This window comes from Frigoribacterium sp. AC512 (assembly GCF_979258295.1).
In genome coordinates this window covers 1,408,600-1,430,684 of the sequence record NZ_OZ409850.1, presented here as the reverse complement: position 1 = coordinate 1,430,684, position 22,085 = coordinate 1,408,600, and the positions used below count along the sequence as shown (strand labels likewise).

Sequence of the window (22,085 nt, the reverse complement as noted above, 5' to 3'; positions counted from 1 at the left end):
CTTAAAGGACGTCGGTGGTGGTGGTGCCGGCTCGGCCGCCCCCCGTGGAGGGTGCCCGTCGCCGGCACCGAGCCTAGCCGCTCGTGGCGATGCGCCCGAGCAACCCGTTCACGAAGGGAGCCGAGTCGTCCGTGCTGAGCGACTGGGCCAGCTCGACCGCCTCGCTGATCGCCACGTGGTCGGGGACCTCGTCGTTGTGCAGCAGCTCGAAGACGCCGATCCGGAGGATGCCCCGGTCGAGCGTCGGCATGCGGGCCATCGTCCAGCCCTGGGCGTACGTCTCGATCAGCTCGTCGATCTCGCCCTGGTGGTCGATGACGCCCTGGACGAGGTCGCGGGCGTAGCCCCAGCTGGAGTTCCGCTCTGGCTCCTGACGGGCCCGTGCCGTCTCGGCGGCCAGGGCGTCGGTCATGCTGATCTGGCGGATGTCGGCGACGTACAGGACGTCGAGGGCGCGCTTGCGCGCCTTGGTGCGTGCGCTCACTGTGCGGGTGGCCGCCGACTACTCGTTGACGCGGCCGAGGTAGCCGCCGTCGCGCGTGTCGACCTTGACCTTGGTGCCGGTCTCGAGGAACAGCGGGACCTGGATCTCGTAGCCGGTCTCGACGGTGGCCGCCTTCGTGCCGCCGGTGGAGCGGTCGCCCTGCAGGCCGGGCTCGGTGTAGGTGACCTCGAGGACGACGGAGGCGGGGAGCTCGATGTAGAGCGGGTTGCCGTCGTGCAGCGCCATCTGGACGTTCTGGTTCTCGAGCATGAAGTTCTTCGCGTCGCCGACGATGGTGGCGGGCACGTTGATCTGGTCGTAGTCCGTGGTGTCCATGAACACGTACCCGTCGGCCTCGGCGTAGAGGTACGTGTACTCGCGGCGGTCGACGTTGGCGAACTCGATCTTGGTGCCGGCGTTGAAGGTCTTGTCGACGACCTTGCCCGAGCGCACGTTCTTCATCTTGGTGCGGACGAAGGCGCCGCCCTTGCCCGGCTTCACGTGCTGGAACTCGATCACGTTCCAGAGCTGGCCGTCCAGGTCGAGGACGGCGCCGTTCTTGATGTCGTTGGTGGTCGCCATGCGTGCGAGGTCCGATCGGAGTGAGGTGGGTGGGGCCGGATCTGGCCGGGTTCGAGTGTAGCGGACGGGCCGCGAGCCCTCAGGAGCCGATCTCCTGGTACGCCGCGAAGAGCAGGCTCGAGTCGGGGCCGGTGACGACCGTCGGCTTGCCGATGTCGTCGAGCACGATGAACCGGAGCATGCCGGCTCGGGCCTTCTTGTCGCGCTGCATCGTGGCGAGGAGCGTGTTCCAGCGGCCGAGGGGGTAGCTCGTCGGCAGGGTCAGCGACTCGAGGATGCGCCGGTGGCGGTCGACGGCGTCGTCGGACAGACGCCCGGTCAGCCGGCCGAGCTCGGCGGCGAAGACCATCCCGACCGACACCGCGGCCCCGTGCCGCCACTGGTAGCGCTCGGCGTGCTCGACGGCGTGGCCGAGCGTGTGCCCGTAGTTGAGGATCTCCCGGAGGCCCTGCTCGGTGAAGTCCTGGCCGACGACCCGTGCCTTGAGGGCGATCGACAGCTCGACGACCCGTCGGAACTCGGGGGTCGTCGGGTCGACGGCACGGTCGACGTCGGCCTCGACGATGTCGAGGATCTCGGGCTCGGCGATGAAGCCGGCCTTCACGACCTCGGCGAAGCCCGCGAGGATCTCGTTGCGGCTCAGCGTGTCGAGCATGTCGAGGTCGGCCACCACGGCCGTCGGGGCCCAGAAGGCGCCCACGAGGTTCTTGCCCTCGGCGGTGTTGATGCCGGTCTTGCCGCCGACGCTCGCGTCGACCATGCCGAGCACGGTCGTCGGCACCTGGACGAGCTGTACGCCTCGGAGCCAGGTCGCGGCGACGAAGCCGGCGAGATCGGTCACGGCTCCCCCGCCGAGGCCGATCACCGCGTCGGTCCGGGTGAAGTCGGCCTGGCCCAGCACCTGCCAACAGAACGCCGCCACCTCGACGCGCTTGGCGTCCTCCGAGTCGGGGACCTCGGCGATGAGGGCCTCGAGGCCGGCCTCGACCAGCGCGTCGCGCAGCTCGTTCGCCTTGCGCCCGAGCGTCGGCGCGTGCACGATCAGGACCTTCTTCGTCTGCGGTCCGAGCAGGGCGGGGATGCGCGAGCGGACCCCGTGGCCGACGAGGACGTCGTAGGGGGCCTCGCCCTCGACGCGGATGGTGGTGACGTCGGTCGTCTCGTCGGTCATGCGTCGTCTTCCTGTCGGTGGTGCGGGAGGTCGGGTGAGCCGGCAGCGGCAGCGGCAGCGGCAGCGGCGGCGGCGAGCCAGGCGACCACGTCGTCGACGACGTGGGAGACGGGGCGTCTCGACGTGTCGACGACCACGTCGGCCAGGCTGCGGTAGACCGGCTCGCGCTCGAGCGCGATGGCCCGCCAGGCGTCCATCCCGCCCTCGGCGAGCAAGGGACGGCTCGAGCCCGCGAGCCGATCCGCCACCGCCTCGGGCGTCACCGTGAGGAGGACCACGGAGGCGCTCCGGAGGCGCTCCCGGGTGAGCGGGTCGAGCACCGCGCCTCCTCCGAGCGAGACCACGCCGGTCGAGGCGAGCGCCTCGGCGACGACATCGCGCTCCAGCTCGCGGAAGCGCGGCTCGCCGTCACGGGAGAAGATGTCGGCCACGGGGCCGTGCCGTTGCACGAGCAGGCGATCGGTGTCGAGGAACCCCACGCCGAGGCGCCGGGAGAGCTTCTTGCCGATGCTGGACTTGCCCGCGCCCATCGGGCCGATCATCGCCACGGGGCGGTCGAGCGGTGCCGCGCCCGCGGCGTTCGTGTCGGTCGAGGGGGTCACTGGTACTCGGGGTGCTCCCGCATCCACGCCTGCCACACCTTCACGGCGGCCTCGTGCTCGGCCAGCGTCGTCGAGAACGTCGTCTCGCCCGTGTCGAGGTTCGTCGTCACGAAGTACAGCCACGTGCCGTCCGCCGGCGCGATGGCCGCGTTGATCGCGAGGTCTCCCGGGTTGGAGATGGGCCCGACCGGCAGGCCGAGGTGCTGGTACGTGTTGTACGGGTTCGACTCGTCACCGCGCTCCTCGTCGGTCGTCGTGACCCGGTGGGTGTTGCCGGTGCCGTAGGCGACGGTCGCGTCGGACTGCAGGAGCATGCCGTCGTCGAGGCGGTTCTGGAAGACGCGCGCGACCTTCGGGTAGTCGTCCGCGAGACCGGCCTCGCGCTGGATCAGCGAGGCGAAGACGATGACGTGCTGCTGGTCGGCCGGTGCGACGCCGGCGTCGACCAGTCGCTGCTTCATCGTGTCGACGAGGAGCTGCAGGTAGCCGTGCGCGTCGAGCCCGGGATCGAGCTCGTACGTCGCGGGGAACAACCAGCCCTCGAGGGAGGTGGCCTCGGCAGGGAGGCCGAAGGAGGCCACGTCGGCCGCCGCGGCCTGGACGTCGGCCTCGGGGATCTCGGTCGCCGACGAGATGAGGCTGTAGACGTCGGCGACGGCGGTGCCCTCGGGGATCACGAGCTTGTCGGTAACCCGGTTCGCGCTGTCCTGCAGGGCGCTGACCGCCGACGTCGCGCTCATCTCCTGCTGGAGCGTGTACGTGCCGGGCTGGAAGGTGAGGGTGGTGTCGGCGACGAGCATCGCGTAGACCGACTCGAAGCTGGCAGTGACGCCGCTGTCGAAGAGGTTCGTGGCGATGTCCGAGCCGTTCTCGCCGCTCGTGATCGCGAACGAGACCTCGGTCCCGTTGCCGGCGCCCGGGTAGTCCTCGGGCGCGTCGTTCCCCCGAGCTTCGCGACGAGGGGCGCGACCGCGCCCCACGCGGCGACGACGCCGGCGGTGCCGCCTCCCACGACGACGAGGGCGATGACGAGGAGGACGATGCCGCCCTTGCGGCTGCGACGGGGACGGTGGCCGCCGTCGTCGCGGGCGGCACGGCGCTCAGCTCGACGAGGGGCCTTCTCCTGCTCGCGCGTCGCCTTGCGGGTGCTCGGTGCTGCGGCGGGAGGTCGACCGGCGTCGTCCTTCGCCTCGGTGGGGGGCTGGGAGGAGAAGATGTCGTCCCAGTTCGGATCGTCGGCCACGCGTCATCGTCTTTCGTCGGTGTCGGGTCGGTCTCCGGCGCCGTCGTCGACGACCGGGGCGCTCACGAGATGGCCGGGCGGGAGACCGCTCGACCGCTCGAGCTCGAGCGCGTGCTGGACGATGATAACAGCGGCGACTTGATCGATGACGGATCGTTGTCTCTTGCCCTTGCGCCCTGAAGCGCGAAGTGCAGTCTGCGCACTCACCGTCGACAGCCGCTCGTCCACCAGCCGCACGGGAACAGGACACCGGGCCGCGATGGCCGCCGCGAAGTCGCGGGCGTCGCCGGTGGACGCCGTGTCGCCGCCCGACAGCGACAGCGGGAGGCCGACCACCACCTCCAGGGCGTCGAGCTCCGACACGTGGCCGAGGATGGCGTCGACGTCAGCCGACCCCGACGCCGCCCGCGGCACCGTCTCGACGGGCGTCGCGATCATGCCCGACGGATCGGTGCGGGCGACGCCGATGCGGGCCTTCCCCACGTCGACGCCTAGGCGCACTCCCGTCCTCACGCGGCGCTCAGGACCGCAGCGCGGCGACGATGCCCGTGAGCGCCGTCGTGATCGCGGTGACGTCGGATCCGCCGCCCTGCGCCAGGTCGTCCTTCCCGCCGCCGCCTCCGCCGAGGATCCCCGCCGCCGTGCGGGCGAGCTGACCCGCCTTGACGCCGGCCGAGCGGGCGGGGGCCGTCGTGGCGACGATGACGGCGGGCTTGCCGGCGACGTCGGCCGCCAGCGCGACCACCGAGGCGGAGTCGCTGCCGAGGCGCTCGCGCACCGACAGGACGAGCGACCGCAGCTCGTCGGTCGTCTTGACCGTGCCCACCGACTCGGCGACGACGGTGAGGGACCCGACGGCAGCTGCCTGCTCGACGAGCGCGGGGACGCGCAGCGACAGCTGCGCCGATTCGAACTCCGCGATCTTCTTCTCGGCCGCGCGCAGGCTGGACACCAGGTCGCCGATGCGCTCCGGGAGCTGCTCGCGCGGCGTCCGGAGCGAGGACGTCAGCTGCGAGACGATGGCCCGCTCCGCGGCGAAGTCGCGGAACGCGTCGAGGCCGACGAGCGACTCCACCCGACGGTTCGTGGAGCCGACGGAGGTCTCGCTGACGAGGTTGATGAGGCCGATCTGGGCGCTCGTGGCGACGTGGGTACCTGCGCACAGCTCCCGCGACCACGGGCCGCCGATGTCGACCATCCGGACCGTCTCGCCGTACTTCTCGCCGAAGAGCGCCATCGCGCCCATCGACCGGGCCTCGTCGAGGGGCAGCACGCGGGTGGTGACGGCGAGGTCCTCGCGCACGGCCGCGTTCGCGACCTCCTCGACCTCGCTGCGGGTGGCCGGGCTGAGCGCCTGGCTCCAGTTGAAGTCGAGGCGGAGGTAGCCGGCCTTGTTGTACGAACCGGCCTGGTGCGCCTCCGGTCCGAGCACCTCCCTGAGCGCGGCGTGCACGAGGTGCGTCGCCGAGTGGGCCTGCGTGGCGCCGCGGCGGTAGGCAGGGTCGACGACGCTGGTGGCGGCGTCGCCGACGCCGACCTCTCCCGAGCGCACCTGGACACGGTGGCTGACCAGGCCCTTGACCGGCTTCTGGACGTCGAGGACCTCGAGGTCGAAGCCCGTGCCGACGATGCTGCCGGCGTCGGCGTCCTGGCCGCCCGACTCGGCGTACAGCGACGTCTCGGCGAGGATCACCTCGGCGATGTCGCCCGCGACGGCGCGGTCGACGCTGGCGCCGTCGACGATGAGGCCGAGCACGCGCGTCTCGGTGTCGAGCACGTCGTACCCGGTGAACACGGTCTCGCCCTGCGCACGGAAGGCGCTGTAGACGCTCAGGTCGGCGAGGGCCACCTTGCGCGACTTGGCGTCGGCCTTGGCGCGGGCGCGCTGCTCGCTCATGAGCCGGTCGAACGCCTCACGGTCGACCGTGAGGCCGCTCTCCTCGGCGATCTCGAGGGTGAGGTCGATCGGGAACCCGAAGGTGTCGTGCAGCAGGAAGGCCGTGTCGCCGGCCAGGCGGGGCTGGGTGCCTGCCCCTGCCGCGTCCTTGGTGTCCTCGACGGCGATGTCGAGGATGCTCGTGCCGGCGGCCAGGGTGCGGAGGAACGTCTCCTCCTCGGCGAAGGCGAGGCCCGAGATCCTGTCCCAGTCGCGCTCGACCTCGGGGTAGGCCGACTTCATCGCGTCGCGGGACGCTGCGAACAGGACCGGGAAGGTGGTGCCCTCGACGCCCAGGAGGCGCATCGATCGGACCGAGCGCCGCAGCAGGCGGCGCAGGATGTAGCCGCGGCCCTCGTTGGACGGCCGGACGCCGTCGCTCATGAGCATCAGGGCGCTGCGGACGTGGTCGGCGATGACGCGCATCCGCACGTCGTCGTCGTGGACGGCGCCGTAGCGGCGCCCGGACAGCTCGGAGGCGGCGTCGAGCACGGGACGGACCTGGTCGATCTCGTACATGTTGTCGACGCCCTGCTTGAGGAACGCGACACGTTCCAGGCCCATGCCGGTGTCGATGTTCTTGTTCGGCAGCTCGCGGACGATGTCGAAATCGACCTTCGACCGGACGTTCTCGATCTGGTACTGCATGAACACCAGGTTCCAGATCTCGACGTAGCGGTCGTCGTCCGTGGCGGGGCCTCCGTCGGCGCCGTAGGCCGGGCCGCGATCGAAGAAGATCTCGGAGCACGGGCCCGCGGGGCCGGGCTGGCCGGTGTGCCAGTAGTTGGTGTCCTTGCCGAGGCGCTGGATGCGCTCGTCGGGGAGGCCCGCCACCTTCTTCCAGAGGGCGATCGCCTCGTCGTCCTCCTCGTAGACGGTGACCCAGAGGTCGTCGGGCGAGAACGCGAGGCCGCCGTCGGCCTCGCTCGAGGTCAGCAGCTCCCAGGCGTAGCCGATGGCCTCCTCCTTGAAGTAGTCGCCGAACGAGAAGTTGCCGTTCATCTGGAAGAACGTGCCGTGCCGGGGGGTCTTGCCGACCTCCTCGATGTCGTTGGTGCGGATGCACTTCTGCACGCTCGTCGCGCGCGCGTACGGGGTCGGCACGAGACCGGTCAGGTACGGGATGAACGGCACCATGCCGGCCACGGTGAAGAGCAGCGACGGGTCGTCGCTGACCAGCGAGGCGGACGGGACGACGGTGTGCCCGCGCTCCCCGAAGTAGTCGAGCCAACGGCGGCGGATCTCGGCGGTCTGCATGGTTCTCCTGAGGGAGGGGGTCGGTCGGTGGGGCTGCTGACGAGGAGGCGGCGGGCGCCTCGCGCGGTCAGCTCGCGTTGATGGTGCCGGCCGGCCCTGCCGTGGGCTCGACGTCGTCGCTCGGGTCCGCGGCACGGAGCTCGGCGTCGCGGGAGCGGTACCCGTCGACCACCGCGGCGCGGAAGTGGTCGAGTCCGCCGTCGAGCTCGCCGAAGAACCGGCGGCCACGCGGGGTCGAGTTGAGGAGGTGCGCACCGACGAGGCCGAGCGCGACTCCGACGGACAGCAGGACCAGGTTCTTCACGGGTGCTCCTCACGACGTGTCCCGTGACGAGCACACGGGACGACACGTCAGCCTACTTCGTCGTCGTCGTCCGCCGGGAACGGCGGAGGGAGGAGCTCAGTCGGGAACGACCGAGGGAGCGCCCCACGTGACGTGGAGCGCTCCCTCAGAAGCGGTGCGGGTGGTACTAGCGGGCTGCGTAGTACTCGACGACCAGCTGGACCTCGCAGGTCACGGGGACCTCGGCACGCTTCGGACGACGCACGAGGCGAGCCTGCAGCTTGTCGATCTCGACCTCGAGGTAGCCCGGGGTCTTGGGCAGCAGGTCGACGTGGCCGCCGGCCGCGGCGACCTGGAAGGGCTCGGTCGTCTCGCTCTTGGCCTTGACGTGGATCATCTGGCCGGGCTTGACGCGGAACGAGGGGCGGTCGACGAGCTTGCCGTCGACGAGGATGTGACGGTGCACGACCATCTGGCGAGCCTGCGCCGTGGTGCGGGCGAAGCCGGCACGCAGGACGAGGGCGTCGAGACGCGTCTCGAGCAGCTCGACCAGGTTCTCACCGGTCAGGCCTGAGGCCTTGCGCGCCTCGTTGAAGACGATCTTGAGCTGGGCCTCGCGGATGCCGTACTGGGCACGCAGGCGCTGCTTCTCGCGGAGACGGACGGCGTAGTCGCTGTCGGTCTTGCGCTTGGTGCGGCCGTGCTCGCCGGGAGCGTAGGGACGCTTCTCGAGGTAGCGGGCGGCCTTCGGGGTGAGGGCGATGCCGAGAGCACGCGAGAGACGCGTCTTGCTCCGGGTGCGGGACTTGGTGGACATGCGTGTTCCTATCGAGATCTTGTCGGTGGTGATGTTCCGCCAGCCAGGCGCGTGAGCGCCGACGGGCCTAACAAGAGGGATGATCGCCGCGGTGGAGACCGGCTACAGGTCGGACCACCTTGGTCGGGTCGTCATCAGCAGCCGCGCGTCGACGCCCGAGTGCAGGCAACCCCCCGAGCATACAGGAGCACGGTCTGGCGGGCGACCCCGACCTGGGCGCGTGTCGCCGACCAGCTGACGGCCTCTCGTCCGGCATCAGCCGCCGCGGGTGATCCGACGCAGCTTCTCGAGCCGGGCGGCGACGTCGCGCTCGTTGCCGTTGGCCGTCGGGTCGTAGTACGTGCGACCGACGAGCTCGTCAGGCAGGTACTGCTGCTCGACGACCCCGAACTCGGAGTCGTGCGAGTACTTGTAGCCCTTGCCGTGGCCGAGGCGCTTCGCACCCGGGTAGTGCGCGTCGCGGAGGTGCTTGGGCACCGGGCCGGCCGCACCGGCACGGACGTCGGCGATCGCGGCGTCGAGGGCGCTGTAGGAACGGTTCGACTTCGGTGCGGTCGCCAGGTAGACGACGGCCTCGGCCATCGGGATGCGCCCCTCCGGCATGCCGATCATCTGCACGGCGGTGGCCGCCGAGACGGCGACCGTGAGGGCGTTCGGGTCGGCCATGCCGATGTCCTCGCCGGCGGACACGATGATGCGACGGCAGATGAAGCGAGGATCCTCGCCGGCCTCGATCATCCGGGCGAGGTAGTGCAGCGCGGCGTCGACGTCGGAGCCGCGGACCGACTTGATGAAGGCGCTGATGACGTCGTAGTGCTCGTCGCCGTTGCGGTCGTAGCGGAGCAGCGCCCGGTCGACCGACTGGGCCACCGTCTCGGCCGTGATCACCGGCCGGTCGTCGGCGTCGTCCGGGTCGTCGTACTCGGCGTCGGGGTCGTAGTCGGCGTCGGCGTCGGCGGACGGGTCGTCAGGACGGGCTCCGCGCGCCTCCTCGGCGGTCGCGGCGGCGGAGTGGGCCGAGGCCTCGAGGGCGGTCAGCGCCCGACGGGCGTCTCCGGACGCGAGGCGGACGATCGTCGCCAGCGCCTCGTCGTCCAGCACGACCCTGTCGGCCAGGCCGCGGGGGTCGACGACCGCCCGCCGGACGAGGTCTCCGAGGTCGTCGTCGCTCAGCTGCTCGAGCGTGAGCAACAGCGACCGGGAGAGCAGCGGCGTGATGACGGAGAACGACGGGTTCTCGGTCGTCGCCGCGATGAGGATCACCCAGCCGTTCTCGACTCCCGGCAGCAGCGCGTCCTGCTGCGCCTTCGTGAAGCGGTGGATCTCGTCGAGGAACAGGACGGTCGTCGTGCCGTAGAGGTCGCGGTTCGTCAGCGCCTTCTCCATCACCTGCCGGACGTCCTTCACACCGGCCGTCACCGCCGAGAGCTCGATGAACTGCCGCCCCGACGTGTGGGCGATCGCCTGCGCGAGCGTGGTCTTGCCGGTGCCGGGCGGGCCCCAGAGGATGACGGAGACGGCGCCCTGCTCGCCGGTGGTGTCGCTCGCCAGGGTGACGAGCGGGGAGCCGGGCCGGAGGAGGTGTCGCTGACCGGCGACCTCGTCGAGGCTGGTGGGGCGCATGCGGACCGCGAGGGGGGTCGAGCTCTGCGGGAGCGGGCTCATGAGGACCAATGGTAGACCGGGCCTCCGACACCGACCGGCGGCTCGGATACAGTCGTCCGGGACATCACCGGCATGGAGGACACGTGGCACCGAGCAGGAACCAGGACCGTGAGGCACGCGACCGGCTGAGGGCGTACACGGCCCGCCAGCGGGTGCACGAGACGCAGGTGCGCCGTCGTCGCCGGGACAACCTCCTCGCCGCCGTCGGCGTCGTGGTCGTGGTCGGCCTCGCGGTCGTCACCCAGGTGGTGTGGAACACGGACGGCAGCGCCGACGAGGCCACCGCCTCCGCCAGCCCCTCCCCCTCGGAGTCGGCGTCGGCGACCGGGGACGTCCCCAGCGCCGACATCGCCGAGGGACGCACCTGGACGGGGCAGCTCGACCTCAACGACGACGTCCAGCTCGGCGTCGAGCTCGACGGGGCCACGGCGCCCCAGGCCGCCTCGGTGATCATCGACCTCGCGCAGCAGGGCTTCTACACCGACACGACCTGCCACCGGATGAGCGACGCCGAGACGGCGAAGTTCATCCAGTGCGGCTCGGCGAACGGCGACGGCACGGGCGACGCGGGCTTCACCTTCGGGCCCCTCGAGAACGTGCCGGCCGACGGCCTCTACCCGACCGGCACCATCGCGATGGCGAGGGGCGCCGAGCCGGACTCGCAGTCGACCCAGTTCTTCGTCACCTACGGGGACACCTACCTCGACGCGTCGACGGGCGGCTACACCGTCGTCGGCCGGGTCACGAGCGGCCTCGACCAGCTCACGGCGAACATCACGGACGCGGGCCTGACCCCGTCCACCGCCGAGGTCCCGAACGACGGCGCCCCGGTCGTGCCGACCACGATCACGTCCCTGACGCTGGAGTAGGCGGGCGTCCCTGCTCGTGCAATAGGCTGGGCACCCATCGCCGGGGCCCGTCCTGGGCTCCGCGACGAGCACCTCCAGCAAGGGATGACAGTGGCTACTGACGATCAGGCACCCTGGGGCCGCGTCGACGACGACGGAACCGTCTACGTGCGCGAGGGCGACGGCGAGCGGGCTGTGGGGCAGTACCCCGACGCCACGCCCGCCGAGGCCCTCGCCTACTACGAGCGCAAGTACACCGAGCTGAACGGGCAGGTCACCCTGCTCGAGCAGCGGGTCAAGCGGGGCGCCTCGGCGTCGGACGTGACCAAGACGGTCGCGCACCTGAAGCAGCTGCTCGTCGAGCCGAGCGCCGTCGGTGACCTCGCCGCGCTCCGCACCCGCGTCGACGCCCTCGACAGCACGGTGGGCGAGCTGACCGAGAAGCAGAGCGCCGAGGCGCAGGAGGCGCTGGTCGAGGCCGTCGCCTACCGATCCTCCCTGGTCGCGGAGGCCGAGGCCCTCGCCGCGCAGGACCCCGCGCGCGTGCAGTGGAAGCAGGTCACCGCCTCCGTCGACGACATCTTCGCCCGCTGGCAGAAGCACCAGACCGAAGGCCCCCGGATCCCCAAGGGCGAGGGCAACGACCTCTGGAAGCGGTTCCGTACGGCTCGCTCGACCATCGACCAGCACCGCAAGGCGTTCTACGCCGACCTCGACGCCACGCACCGCGAGGCGCGCCAGCGCAAGCAGGCGCTCGTCGAGTCCGCCGACGCCCTCGCGAGCAAGGGCGCCGACGGCATCCCCGAGTACCGGCGTCTGCTCGACGACTGGAAGCGCGCCGGTCGTGCGGGCAAGAAGTACGACGACGCGCTCTGGGCCCGCTTCAAGCGCGCCGGCGACGTGCTCTACGCCGCCAAGGGCGAGATCGTCGCGCAGGACGACGCCGAGTACGCGGACAACCTCACGGCCAAGCTCGCCCTGCTCGACGACGCCGAGAAGATCCTCACGAACGACGACCGCGTGTCGGCACGAGAGGCGCTCACCACGATCCAGCTCCGCTGGGACGAGATCGGCCGTGTGCCGCGCGACCAGGTCCGACCCGTCGAGGACAGGCTGCGCAAGGTCGAGTCGCACGTCCGTCAGCTCGACGAGACGCACTGGGAGAAGAACAACCCCGAGCGCAAGGCCCGGTCCGAAGGGCTCGCGAGCCAGCTGCAGGACGCGATCACCAAGCTCGAGGACGAGCTCGCCGAGGCCGAGGCCGGCGGCGACGCCCGCAAGGTGAAAGAGGCGCGCGAGGCCCTCGACGCTCGTCGCGTCTGGCTGGACGCCCTCGGGTCCTGACCCACGCCTCCCCCGGGTCCTGACCGCCCGCCGTTCTCCACAGGAGGCGGCGGGCGGTTCGTCGTCCTGGGCCTCGGCGGCCATGCTGGGGCGGTGTCTCCCGCCCTGCCCAGACTCCTGACCGCTCGTGACCTTCCCGAGGTCGAGCTGCAGGCCGCGGCGCTCGACGGCGAGGTCTGCCGGGTGGCCGACAGCTGGGCGTCGATCGCCGATCCCGACGACGCGTGGCGGCGGGCGGAGGCCCTGGCCGACCGCCTCGGCACGGTGGTCGTGGCGGCACGGGGCACGGCCGCCTGGATCTGGGGAGCACGGGCCGGGGCTCCCCGCAGGCTGGAGGCGGTGGTGCCGTCGTGGGCACGTCACCACGACGACAGGCCCGACGTCGCGGTGGGCGAGGTCCTCATCGACGCCGACGAGATCTCGCAGGTCGGGCGCGTCCGGGTGACGACCCCGACCCGCACCGTCCTCGACCTGCTCCGGGCCGACGACTGGTCGGTCGAGGCGGAGCGCCTCGCGCGCACCCTGCTCGTCGAGCACCGCGTCGATCCGCGTCGGGTCACCGGCCTCGTGCGACGACACGGCCGCCTGCCGGGCCGACGGCGGGCGGCGGACCGACTGCGGACGCTCGTGGACCCCCTAGTGGTCTGATCCCCGTGGTGCGGCATCCGCGCTCCTCGCGGGCCCGCCGTGCGGGGCCCGTGCCGGACGCCCCGGCTCAGCCGGCGCTGACCCGGTAGACGTCGTAGACGGCGTCGATCCGACGCACGGCGTTGAGCACACGGTCGAGGTGCGTCGTGTCGCCCATCTCGAAGACGAAGCGGCTGATCGCCAGGCGCTCGTCCGAGGTGGACACGTTGGCCGAGAGGATGTTCACGTGGTGCTCGGACAGCACTCGCGTGACGTCGGACAGCAGGCCCGCGCGGTCGAGGGCCTCGATCTGGATCTGGACCAGGAAGACGCTCTTCGACGACGGGGCCCACTCGACCTCGATCATCCGCTCGGGCTCCTGCATGAGGCCCTGCACGTTGTGGCAGGTGGCCTGGTGCACGCTGACGCCCTGCCCACGCGTCACGAACCCGACGACCTGGTCGCCGGGGACGGGCGTGCAGCACTTCGCGAGCTTCACGAGGATGTCGGGCGCGCCGCGGACGAGGACGCCCGAGTCGCTGTTGCGGAGGGGACGGGACACGCCCTTGCTCGGGAACTCGTACTCCCCCTCGACCTCGGTCTGCTGCTGGACGGAGGCGAGCACCTTCTCGATGACCGACTGGGTCGACAGGTGGCCCTCGCCGACGGCGGCGTAGAGGCTCGAGACGTCGTCGTAGCGGAGCTGGGACGCCACCTCGGAGATGCTGTCCTGGTTCATCAGCTTCTGCAGCGGCAGGTTCTGCTTGCGCATCGCACGGGCGATCGCGTCCTTGCCCTGCTCGATCGCCTCGTCGCGGCGCTCCTTCGTGAACCACTGCCGGATCTTGTTCCGGGCACGCGGGCTCTTGACGAAGCCGAGCCAGTCCTGGCTGGGACCGGAGTCGGGGTTCTTCGAGGTGAAGACCTCGACGACGTCGCCGCTGTTGAGCACGCTCTCGAGCGGGATGAGACGGCCGTTGACCTTGGCACCCATCGTGCGGTGCCCGACCTCGGTGTGCACGGCGTAGGCGAAGTCGACGGGCGTCGCTCCCGAGGGGAGGCCGATGACCTTGCCCTGGGGCGTGAAGACGTAGACCTCCTTCGCGCCGATCTCGAAGCGGAGGCTGTCGAGGAACTCCCCTGGGTCGGCGGTCTCGGCCTGCCAGTCGGAGATGTGCGCCAGCCACGCCATGTCGGTCTCGGTACGGGCGCCGGTGGCCGTGTCGTCACGACCGCCGTTCATCCTCTGCTTGTACTTCCAGTGGGCTGCGACGCCGAACTCGGCCCGCTGGTGCATCTCGTGCGTGCGGATCTGGATCTCGACCGGTCGCCCCTTGGGGCCGATGACCGTCGTGTGGAGCGACTGGTACAGGTTGAACTTGGGCGTCGCGATGTAGTCCTTGAAGCGACCGGGGATCGGGTTCCAGCGGGCGTGGATCGAGCCGAGCACGGCGTAGCAGTCGCGCAGCGACGTGACGAGCACGCGGATGCCGACGAGGTCGTAGATCTCGTCGAACTCGCGACCCCGCACGATCATCTTCTGGTAGATCGAGTAGTACTGCTTCGGCCGACCGACCACCTCGCCGCGGATCTTCGTCGACTTGAGATCGGACTTGACCGCGTTGATGACGTTCTGGACGAACTGCTCGCGCTGCGGCGTGCGCTGCTTGACGAGGTTGTCGATCTCGACGTAGAGCTTCGGGTGGAGGACGGCGAAGCTCAGGTCCTCCAGCTCCCACTTGATGGCCTGGATGCCCAGCCGGTGAGCGAGGGGGGCGTAGATCTCGAGCGTCTCGGTCGCCTTGCGCGTCGCCGACGACGACTCGACGAAGCCCCACGTGCGGGCGTTGTGCAGCCGGTCGGCGAGCTTGATCACGAGCACCCTGATGTCCTTCGACATCGCGACGACCATCTTGCGCACGGTCTCGGCCTGGGCGCTGTCGCCGTACTTCAGCTTGTCGAGCTTCGTCACCCCGTCGACGAGCATGGCGATCTCGTCGCCGAAGTCGCGCTGCAGCATGTCGAGCGTGTAGTCGGTGTCCTCCACGGTGTCGTGGAGCAGCGCAGCGGCGATCGTCTTCGAGCCGATGCCGAGGTCGGCGAGGATCTGCGCGACGGCAACCGGGTGCGTGATGTAGGGCTCGCCGCTCTTGCGGAGCTGGCCACGGTGCGCCTTCTCGGCGACCGTGTAGGCACGCTCGATGACGACGAGGTCGGCCTTCGGATGGTGCATCCGGACCGTCTTGACGAGGCGGTCGACGGCGCCGGCGGGCTGGCTGCGGGAGAAGAGCCTCGGCAGCAGGGTGCGGAGCGACGCCGTGCCGCCCTGCTCGGGACCGGGGGGTGTCTCCCTCGTGGTGATCTCGGTCACGACCGCGCCTCCTCGTCGTCGCTCGCGCACGGTGACGCGCCTCCGGGAACGGGCATCGGGTCGTGCACGAGTCGGGACAACGCTACTCGCTCCCGGTCAGTCGACCGTCGGGCGAGCGTCGCCGTCGCTGACGACGTCGCCGTCCGCGTCGCGCCAGGCGAGCATGCCGCCCTCCACGTTCACGGCCCGCAGGCCGGCGCGACGGAGCGCGGCGGTGGCCCGCATCGAGCGCATGCCCGAGTGGCAGACGACGAGCACGTCCCGGTCCGTGGGGACCTCGTCCACCCGCTCGCCCAGCTCGGAGAGCGGCAGGAGCACGGCCCGCGACGCGTGGCCCTCGTCCCACTCCGACTGCTCGCGCACGTCGAGGAGGTAGGCGCCGCCGCCCACGAGGGCCACCGCCTCCTGCGCGGTCACCTCAGGCATCGAGGAGGCGGGACCTCCGCCCAGGGGCGCGCTCACGACGCGATCACCGAGGCCGCCGCGGCGTCGGCGTCACGCGCACGATCGGCGCGCTTGCGGTCGTCGCGCTTCTTGATGTCGGACTCGCCGATCCGGAGCGTCGCGTAGAGCGGCGACGCGATGAAGATCGTCGAGTAGGTGCCCACCAGGATGCCGATGAAGAGGGCGAGCGAGATGTCTCGGAGCGTGCCGGCGCCGAGGACGAACGCACCGATGAAGAGGATCGCGGCGACGGGGAGCAGGGCGACGACCGACGTGTTGATCGACCGGACCAGCGTCTGGTTGATCGCGAGGTTGATCGACTGGCCGAAGGTGCGCCGGGAGCCCTCGCCGTCCTCCGCGGTGTTCTCGCGGATCTTGTCGAAGACCACGACGGTGTCGTAGAGGGAGTAGCCGAGGATGGTGAGGAAGCCGATGACCGCGGCGGGCGTGACCTCGAAGCCGACGATGCCGTAGATGCCGGCGGTGAGCACGAGGTCGTGCAGCAGCGCCGTCATGGCGGCGAGCGACATCTTCCAGGTGCGGAAGTAGAGCGTCATGCCGATGGCCGCGAGGATGAGGAAGATCACGAGGCCCTTGATGGCCTGGCCCGTGATGTCGGCACCCCAGGAGGCGCCGATGAACGAGGAGGTGACCCGCTCAGCGGGAACGTCGTAGGCCGTCGCGAGGGCGTCGGCCACGTCGTTCGTCTGCGTCGCCTCGAGCTGCGACGTCTGCACGCGGATGGTGTCGCTGCCGACCTGGGTGACCCGGGGGTTCGAGCCCGGGGCGACGTCCTCGACCGTCTGCGTCGCGACGTCCTGGTCGAGCTCGGCGGGCTGGGCCACCTGGAACTCGGAGCCGCCGGTGAACTCGATGCCGAAGTGGTAGCCGCCCCGGAGGAACGGCACCGTCGCGCAGATCACGATGACGACCGCGGCGATGATGTACCACGTGCGCCGGCGGCCCACGATGTCGTAGGAACGAGCCCCTGTGTAGAGGTCGTTGCCGAACTTGGAGAAGCTGGCCATCAGCTGTCCTTCCCTTCACCGCGGGCAGAGTCGTCGACTCGGGTGCTCGTGCTCTCTGCCGCCTTGCGTTCGGCGATGGTCTGGCGCTTGGCCGCCTCTCGGCCGCCCGCGCCCTTGCGGGCCCCCGTGGGGACGGGGGTGCGGAACTGGGCCCGACCGCGGTACACGGCGCCGAGGGCCTTCGGGTTCAGCCCGCTGAACGCGTGGCCCTCGCCGAAGAACCGCGTGCGAGCGATCAGCTGCAGCATCGGGTGCGTGAAGAGGGCGACGACGATCAGGTCGATCACCGTCGTGATCCCGAGCGTGAGGGCGAAGCCCTTGACGTTGCCCACCGCGAGGATGAACAAGGTGATGGCGGCGAGGAAGTTCACGGTGTCGGAGGCGACGATCGTGCGGATCGCGCGCTTCCAGCCGGACTCGACGGCGCTCTCGAGGATGCGCCCGTCACGCAGCTCGTCGCGGATGCGCTCGAAGTAGACGATGAACGAGTCAGCCGTGATGCCGATCGCCACGATCAACCCCGTCACGCCGGCGAGGGAGAGCCGGTAGCCCTCTCGCCAGGACAGGATCGCGATGACGAGGTACGTGAGCAGCGCGGCGATCATCAACGACAGGACGGTGACGAAGGCGAGCGCACGGTACTGGATCAGGGAGTAGATCACGACGAGGATCAGGCCGATGAGGCCGGCGATCAGGCCGCTCACCAGCTGGGTCTGGCCGAGGGTCGCGGTGATGTTCTCGTTGCTCTGCACGGAGAAGCTGATCGGCAGGGCGCCGAACTTGAGCTGGTCGGCCAGGGTCTTCGAGGTGTCCTGCGTGAACGAGCCCGTGATCTGGGCCTTGCCGTCGGTGATGGCGGCGTTCGCGGACGGGGCCGTGATCACCTGGTTGTCGAGCGTCACCGCGAACTGGTTCTGCGGGGCCTGGAGGGCCACCAGCCGTGACGTGACGTCGCTGAACCGGTCGGTGCCCTGACGGTCGAACTCGAGGTTGACGGCCCACGTGTTCGTCGAGTTGCCCTGCGAGTCGGTGGCGAGGCCGTTGGTGGCGTCGCTGATGTCGCTGCCCTGCACCTCGACCGGGCCGAGGATGAACTTGGCGGTGCCGTCGGTCGAGCAGGTGACGAGCGGCTCGTCGTCGCGAGCGGTCGACAGGTCGTTGTCGGCGGCGCACTGGTAGTTCGTGTACTCGTCGGCGAGCTGCTCCGTGATCCAGTTCAGGTCGGAGGCGTTCGTCGGCGAGGCCGTCGGGGTCGAGTTGAGATCGGGGTTCGGCGTGTAGGGCGTCGCCGAGGGGCTCGCCGTGGCGTCGGCGTCGCCGCCCACCGCGGCGTTGCTCACGGCCTCGGTGTAGAGCACGGGCCGGAAGGTCAGCTTGGCCGAGGCCTCGATGCGCTCGAGCGTCTCGTTGTCGGGCCGACCGGGGATCGACACGACGATGTTCTGCGCGCCCTGGCGGGTGATCTCCGACTCGGAGACGCCGGCGCTGTCGATGCGCTGGCGGATGATCGTCACGGCCTGGTCGAGCTGCTGGCTGGACACGGACTGGCCGTCGTCGAGCTGCGCGGCGAGGGTGATCTGCGTGCCGCCCTGCAGGTCGAGCGCCAGCTCGGGGACCCAGCTCGCGCCGTCCCACCAGCCGTCACGACCCGAGTCGTTGAGGGCGGTGGCGGTGCCGTTCAGCGCGGCGAGGCCGGCGATGATGACGAGCAACCACGTCAGGGAACGAATTGCCTTCTTGACCGGCGTCGAACGTGCCACGGAGGTTCTGCTTTCTCATGGGAGCGCGCGCCCCGAGGGGCGCGCGCCGTCGTCTGGGCCGGGGCTCACGAGTGGGCCCCGGCTGTCGGCGGGTCAGGCCTTGTTCGGCTTGTCCGTGTCGGTGGTGGAGTCGAGGCGCGTCTCGTCGACCCGCTCGCCGTAGGCGGGCGACGTGCGGTCGGCGGTCGTGGCGTCGTCGACGATCAGGTCGTCGGCCGGGCGGGCGTCGAGCTCGTCGGAGTCGGTGACCACGGCGTCGTCGGCGACGACGGGCTCGACGACGCGGCCCAGGGTCTGGCGGTGCACGCGCAGGACGGTGCCGGGCGAGACCTCGACCTCGGCGATGTTGGCCTCGTCGTCGATCGACACGAGCGTGCCGTAGACGCCGAAGCTCAGCATCACCTCGACGCCGGGGACCATCTTCGACTGCAGCGTCGCCTGCTGCGCGTCGCGCTTGCGCTTGTTGCGGAACATGAAGAAGACGAGGACCACCAGGAGGAGGACCATGATGATTGTTGTGGCGTCCATGAGGAACTGCCTTTCGAAGCTCGTGGGGATGGGCGGCGCGGGCGGTGGTGAGGGTGCCTCGCGCCGACAGGCCTAGCGGCGATCATAGTTCATCGCCGAACAGCGCCCCTGACGGGCGCTGGAGCCCGAAGTGCCGCCAGGCCTCCGGCGTCGCCACACGGCCCCGGGGGGTGCGGATCAGCAGGCCGATGCGGACGAGGAACGGCTCGACGACGGACTCGATCGTGTCCGCCTCTTCTCCGACCGACACGGCGAGCGTGCCGAGCCCGACGGGGCCGCCGCCGAATCTCGTGAGCACGGTCGACAGGACCTCGCGGTCGAGCCGGTCGAGGCCGAGGTCGTCGACGTCGTAGAGCGCCAGGGCGTCCCGCACCGTCGCCAGGTCGGCGTCCCGTCCGTGGACCAGCGAGTAGTCGCGGACGCGACGGAGCAAGCGGTTCGCGATGCGCGGCGTGCCGCGGCACCGACCGGCGATCTCGGCCAGGGCGTCGCCGTCGACGGGGATGCCGAGCAGGGAGGCGGCGCGGCGGAGCACCTCGGTGAGCTCGTCGGCGTCGTAGAACTCGAGGTTGGCCGTGAAGCCGAACCGGTCGCGGAGGGGGTTCGGCAGCATGCCGCTCCGCGTGGTGGCGCCGACGAGCGTGAAGGGCGACAGCTCGAGCGGGATGCTCGTCGCGCCGGCGCCCTTGCCGACCATGATGTCGATCCGGTAGTCCTCCATGGCGAGGTACAGCATCTCTTCCGCGGAGCGCGCCATGCGGTGGATCTCGTCGATGAAGAGCACCTCGCCGGGGACGAGGGCCGACAGCACGGCGGCGAGGTCGCCCGCGTGTTGGATGGCCGGTCCGGACGACATCCGGAGCGGCCGCCCGCTCTCGTGCGCCACGATCATCGCGAGGGTGGTCTTGCCGAGCCCGGGAGGACCCGCCATGAGGATGTGGTCGGGGGTCCGCCCCTGCATCGACGCCGCCTTGAGCAGCAGCTCGAGCTGTCCGCGCACCTTCTTCTGGCCGACGAACTCGTCGAGCGAGGTGGGGCGGAGCGCTCCCTCGAAGGCGAGCTCCGCCTCGGACTCGACGACGGGTCGGGTGAGGTCGGCGTCGGTCACGCGCGTGCGCCCAGTGACTTCTGAGGGCCGAGGTGGCCGAGGGCGGCGCGCAGCAGCGACGGCACGGAGACGGCGACGTCGGGCCCGCGGTCGGCGACCACCGAGTCGACGGCGGCCTGCGCCTCCTTCTCGGACCAGCCCAGCCCGACGAGGGCCGTGAGGACGTCGGCCGAGGTCGAGGAGGCGGCGGTCACGGTGGGCGCGACAGCCCGGACGTCGAGCTTGCCCGCCAACGAGAGGACGATCAGCTTCGCGGTCTTGGGCCCGATGCCGGACACGCGTCGGAAAGGCGCGTCGTCGTCGTCGGCGACCGCGTGCGCGACCTGCGACGGGCTGAGCGTGGCGAGCACGCCCTGTGCCGATTTCGGGCCGACGCCGGTGACGCTCCGCAGCAGATCGAACACCTCGAGTTCTTCGAGCTCGGCGAAGCCGAAGAGCGAGAGGTCGTCTTCTCGTACGATCAGCGTCGTGAACAGCTGGAGCGTCGTGCCGACCGCCGCCGTGAGGGCGAGCTGGGGCGTCACTCCGACCCGGAGGCCCACTCCCCCGACCTCGACGACGACGCTGGTTCCGGAGGCGGACAGCACGGTGCCGCGGACGCTCGAGATCATCTGCCCAGCCTAGGAGTCCGGGCCGACTTCTCCGCCTCGCGCCACGCCTTCTGCGCGGTCGTGAGACCGCCGCCGGCCGGTGCCGAGGGGAGGCCGCCGCGACGCCACGCGTGGCAGATCGCCAGCGCGAGGGCGTCGGCGGCGTCGGCCGGCTTCGGCGCTTCGGCGAGGCCGAGCAGGCGGGCGACCATGGCACCGACCTGGGCCTTGTCCGCCGAGCCGTAGCCGGTCACGGCCGCCTTGACCTCGGACGGGGTGTGCATGGCCACGGGGACGGAGCGCTCGGCGGCGGCGCGCAGCGCCAGTCCGCTCACCTGGGCGGTGCCCATCACGGTGGACAGGTTGTTCTGCGCGAAGACGCGCTCGATGGCCATCGCGTCGGGACGGTGCTCGTCGACCAGCTGCTCGATGCCGCGCCCGATCGTGAGGAGGCGCTGCTCGAGCGGCATGTCGGCCGGCGACCGGATCACGGTCACCGCCACGAGGGTGGCCCGGCGGGTCGCGTCGACCTCGACGACCCCGACCCCGCAGCGGGTCAGGCCGGGGTCGATGCCGAGCACCCGCAGGGTCACCTCGGCGGCTCAGTCGTCGTCGTCGTCGAGCGCGGCCTGCACGTCGGCGGGGACGTCGTAGTTGGCGTAGACGTTCTGCACGTCGTCGTCGTCGTCGAGCGCGTCGACGAGGCGGAACACCTTGCGGGCGGTCTCGAGGTCGACCTCGATCTTGAGGCCGGGGACGAACTCGACGTCGGCGGAGTCGTAGTCGATGCCCGCCTCCTGGAGCGCCGTGCGCGCGGGCACCAGGTCGGACGGCTCGGTCACGATCTCGAAGCCCTCGCCACGGTCGGTGACCTCTTCGGCGCCGGCGTCGAGCACGGCCGCCAGCACGTCGTCCTCGCTGAGCTCGCCGGTCTTCATGACGGCGATGACGCCCTTGCGGCTGAAGTTGTAGGCGACGCTGCCCGGGTCGGCCATGGTGCCCCCGTTGCGCGACATGACCGTGCGGACGTTCGCCGCCGCGCGGTTCTTGTTGTCGGTGAGGCACTCGATCAGCAGGGCGACGCCGTTGGGGCCGTAGCCCTCGTAGACGATGGTCTGGTAGTCGACGGACTCGCCGCTGAGGCCCGCGCCGCGCTTGACGGCACGGTCGATGTTGTCGTTGGGGACCGAGGTCTTCTTGGCCTTCTGGACGGCGTCGACGAGCGTCGGGTTGCCGGACATGTCGGCCCCGCCCTGCTTGGCCGCGACCTCGATGTTCTTGATGAGCTTGGCGAACGACTTGGCGCGACGGCTGTCGATGACGGCCTTCTTGTGCTTGGTCGTGGCCCACTTGGAATGCCCGGACACGGTGCTCCTCACTTCCGGTTGACGATCCGG

General features: G+C 70.7%; 22 protein-coding genes. 3 read left to right on the top strand and 19 right to left on the bottom strand.

Features of this window, described 5'->3' with window-relative positions:
* Positions 1–73 precede the first annotated feature (73 nt).
* From nusB to ACZZ97_RS06445, 10 genes are all read right to left on the bottom strand, one after another.
* Positions 74–484, bottom strand: a complete 411-nt coding sequence (gene nusB / locus ACZZ97_RS06490) for a transcription antitermination factor NusB (RefSeq protein WP_146900715.1) — start codon at positions 482–484, stop codon at positions 74–76.
* A gap of 18 nt (positions 485–502) precedes the next feature.
* Positions 503–1,066 (bottom strand): elongation factor P, encoded by a 564-nt coding sequence (efp, locus tag ACZZ97_RS06485; RefSeq protein WP_123545904.1) that lies wholly within the window; start codon positions 1,064–1,066, stop codon positions 503–505.
* Between the two features lie 79 nt (positions 1,067–1,145).
* The gene (gene aroB, locus ACZZ97_RS06480) at positions 1,146–2,237 is read right to left on the bottom strand and encodes a 3-dehydroquinate synthase (RefSeq protein ID WP_314100896.1); all 1,092 of its coding nucleotides are present in this window, start codon (positions 2,235–2,237) and stop codon (positions 1,146–1,148) included.
* The gene (locus ACZZ97_RS06475) at positions 2,234–2,839 is read right to left on the bottom strand and encodes a shikimate kinase (RefSeq protein ID WP_314100894.1); all 606 of its coding nucleotides are present in this window, start codon (positions 2,837–2,839) and stop codon (positions 2,234–2,236) included. Before ACZZ97_RS06475 ends, aroB begins: the two co-directional genes overlap by 4 nt.
* A complete protein-coding gene (gene mltG, locus ACZZ97_RS06470; protein WP_463472636.1) occupies positions 2,836–3,819 on the bottom strand; it encodes an endolytic transglycosylase MltG in 984 nt (327 codons plus the stop codon). Before mltG ends, ACZZ97_RS06475 begins: the two co-directional genes overlap by 4 nt.
* 266 nt (positions 3,820–4,085) lie before the next feature.
* A complete protein-coding gene (gene ruvX / locus ACZZ97_RS06465) occupies positions 4,086–4,595 on the bottom strand; it encodes a Holliday junction resolvase RuvX (RefSeq protein WP_463472635.1) in 510 nt (169 codons plus the stop codon).
* A 7-nt stretch (positions 4,596–4,602) separates the two neighbouring features.
* Positions 4,603–7,275 carry an alanine--tRNA ligase gene (alaS, locus tag ACZZ97_RS06460; protein ID WP_314100891.1) on the bottom strand — a complete coding sequence of 891 codons (2,673 nt, stop codon included), beginning with the start codon at positions 7,273–7,275 and terminating at the stop codon, positions 4,603–4,605.
* A gap of 67 nt (positions 7,276–7,342) precedes the next feature.
* On the bottom strand, positions 7,343–7,579 hold the full coding sequence (locus ACZZ97_RS06455) for a hypothetical protein (RefSeq protein ID WP_463472634.1): 237 nt from the start codon (positions 7,577–7,579) through the stop codon (positions 7,343–7,345).
* 166 nt (positions 7,580–7,745) lie between these two features.
* Positions 7,746–8,375, bottom strand: coding sequence for a 30S ribosomal protein S4 (rpsD, locus tag ACZZ97_RS06450; protein ID WP_146900693.1), 630 nt, complete (start codon positions 8,373–8,375; stop codon positions 7,746–7,748).
* Positions 8,376–8,630: 255 nt separating this feature from the next.
* A complete protein-coding gene (locus ACZZ97_RS06445; protein ID WP_123545918.1) occupies positions 8,631–10,040 on the bottom strand; it encodes a replication-associated recombination protein A in 1,410 nt (469 codons plus the stop codon).
* Between the two features lie 83 nt (positions 10,041–10,123).
* On the opposite strand from ACZZ97_RS06445, the gene ACZZ97_RS06440 reads away from it, so the two are divergent.
* The 3 genes from ACZZ97_RS06440 to ACZZ97_RS06430 all read left to right on the top strand — a co-directional run bounded on the left by ACZZ97_RS06440 (position 10,124) and on the right by ACZZ97_RS06430 (position 12,880).
* Positions 10,124–10,909 carry a peptidylprolyl isomerase gene (locus ACZZ97_RS06440; protein WP_314100889.1) on the top strand — a complete coding sequence of 262 codons (786 nt, stop codon included), beginning with the start codon at positions 10,124–10,126 and terminating at the stop codon, positions 10,907–10,909.
* A gap of 84 nt (positions 10,910–10,993) precedes the next feature.
* On the top strand, positions 10,994–12,232 hold the full coding sequence (locus ACZZ97_RS06435; protein WP_463472633.1) for a DUF349 domain-containing protein: 1,239 nt from the start codon (positions 10,994–10,996) through the stop codon (positions 12,230–12,232).
* A gap of 93 nt (positions 12,233–12,325) precedes the next feature.
* Positions 12,326–12,880: a type IV toxin-antitoxin system AbiEi family antitoxin gene (locus ACZZ97_RS06430; RefSeq protein WP_463472632.1), complete on the top strand. Its 555-nt coding sequence runs from the start codon at positions 12,326–12,328 to the stop codon at positions 12,878–12,880.
* Between the two features lie 67 nt (positions 12,881–12,947).
* Here the strand turns inward: ACZZ97_RS06430 and ACZZ97_RS06425 are convergent, their stop codons facing one another.
* The 9 genes from ACZZ97_RS06425 to ACZZ97_RS06385 form a co-directional block, all read right to left on the bottom strand.
* Positions 12,948–15,230, bottom strand: coding sequence for a RelA/SpoT family protein (locus ACZZ97_RS06425; RefSeq protein ID WP_463472631.1), 2,283 nt, complete (start codon positions 15,228–15,230; stop codon positions 12,948–12,950).
* Positions 15,231–15,326: 96 nt separating this feature from the next.
* The gene (locus tag ACZZ97_RS06420) at positions 15,327–15,692 is read right to left on the bottom strand and encodes a rhodanese-like domain-containing protein (RefSeq protein WP_314100885.1); all 366 of its coding nucleotides are present in this window, start codon (positions 15,690–15,692) and stop codon (positions 15,327–15,329) included.
* Entirely contained in the window at positions 15,689–16,702 is a 1,014-nt protein-coding gene (gene secF, locus ACZZ97_RS06415; protein ID WP_314100884.1) for a protein translocase subunit SecF, read from the bottom strand. Before secF ends, ACZZ97_RS06420 begins: the two co-directional genes overlap by 4 nt.
* Positions 16,702–18,462 (bottom strand): protein translocase subunit SecD, encoded by a 1,761-nt coding sequence (secD, locus tag ACZZ97_RS06410; RefSeq protein ID WP_314100883.1) that lies wholly within the window; start codon positions 18,460–18,462, stop codon positions 16,702–16,704. The genes secF and secD overlap by 1 nt, the downstream gene beginning before the upstream one ends.
* Positions 18,463–18,555: 93 nt before the next feature.
* Entirely contained in the window at positions 18,556–18,990 is a 435-nt protein-coding gene (locus ACZZ97_RS06405; protein WP_463472630.1) for a preprotein translocase subunit YajC, read from the bottom strand.
* An 82-nt stretch (positions 18,991–19,072) separates the two neighbouring features.
* Positions 19,073–20,098: a Holliday junction branch migration DNA helicase RuvB gene (gene ruvB / locus ACZZ97_RS06400; RefSeq protein WP_463472629.1), complete on the bottom strand. Its 1,026-nt coding sequence runs from the start codon at positions 20,096–20,098 to the stop codon at positions 19,073–19,075.
* Positions 20,095–20,709 carry a Holliday junction branch migration protein RuvA gene (gene ruvA / locus ACZZ97_RS06395; protein WP_314100880.1) on the bottom strand — a complete coding sequence of 205 codons (615 nt, stop codon included), beginning with the start codon at positions 20,707–20,709 and terminating at the stop codon, positions 20,095–20,097. The genes ruvB and ruvA overlap by 4 nt, the downstream gene beginning before the upstream one ends.
* On the bottom strand, positions 20,706–21,281 hold the full coding sequence (ruvC, locus tag ACZZ97_RS06390) for a crossover junction endodeoxyribonuclease RuvC (protein WP_463472628.1): 576 nt from the start codon (positions 21,279–21,281) through the stop codon (positions 20,706–20,708). Before ruvC ends, ruvA begins: the two co-directional genes overlap by 4 nt.
* A gap of 9 nt (positions 21,282–21,290) precedes the next feature.
* Positions 21,291–22,055 (bottom strand): YebC/PmpR family DNA-binding transcriptional regulator, encoded by a 765-nt coding sequence (locus ACZZ97_RS06385; RefSeq protein ID WP_123545939.1) that lies wholly within the window; start codon positions 22,053–22,055, stop codon positions 21,291–21,293.
* Between the last annotated feature and the right edge of the window lie 30 nt (positions 22,056–22,085).

Excerpts from the sequence above, each read along its gene's own strand:
- efp (WP_123545904.1), bottom strand. The coding sequence starts at position 1,066 with ATGGCGACCACCAACGACATCAAGAACGGCGCCGTCCTCGACCTGGAC.
- aroB (WP_314100896.1), bottom strand. The coding sequence starts at position 2,237 with ATGACCGACGAGACGACCGACGTCACCACCATCCGCGTCGAGGGCGAG.
- alaS (WP_314100891.1), bottom strand. The coding sequence starts at position 7,275 with ATGCAGACCGCCGAGATCCGCCGCCGTTGGCTCGACTACTTCGGGGAG.
- rpsD (WP_146900693.1), bottom strand. The coding sequence starts at position 8,375 with ATGTCCACCAAGTCCCGCACCCGGAGCAAGACGCGTCTCTCGCGTGCT.
- ACZZ97_RS06445 (WP_123545918.1), bottom strand. The coding sequence starts at position 10,040 with ATGAGCCCGCTCCCGCAGAGCTCGACCCCCCTCGCGGTCCGCATGCGC.
- ACZZ97_RS06435 (WP_463472633.1), top strand. The coding sequence starts at position 10,994 with ATGACAGTGGCTACTGACGATCAGGCACCCTGGGGCCGCGTCGACGAC.
- secF (WP_314100884.1), bottom strand. The coding sequence starts at position 16,702 with ATGGCCAGCTTCTCCAAGTTCGGCAACGACCTCTACACAGGGGCTCGT.
- ACZZ97_RS06405 (WP_463472630.1), bottom strand. The coding sequence starts at position 18,990 with ATGGACGCCACAACAATCATCATGGTCCTCCTCCTGGTGGTCCTCGTC.
- ruvA (WP_314100880.1), bottom strand. The coding sequence starts at position 20,709 with ATGATCTCGAGCGTCCGCGGCACCGTGCTGTCCGCCTCCGGAACCAGC.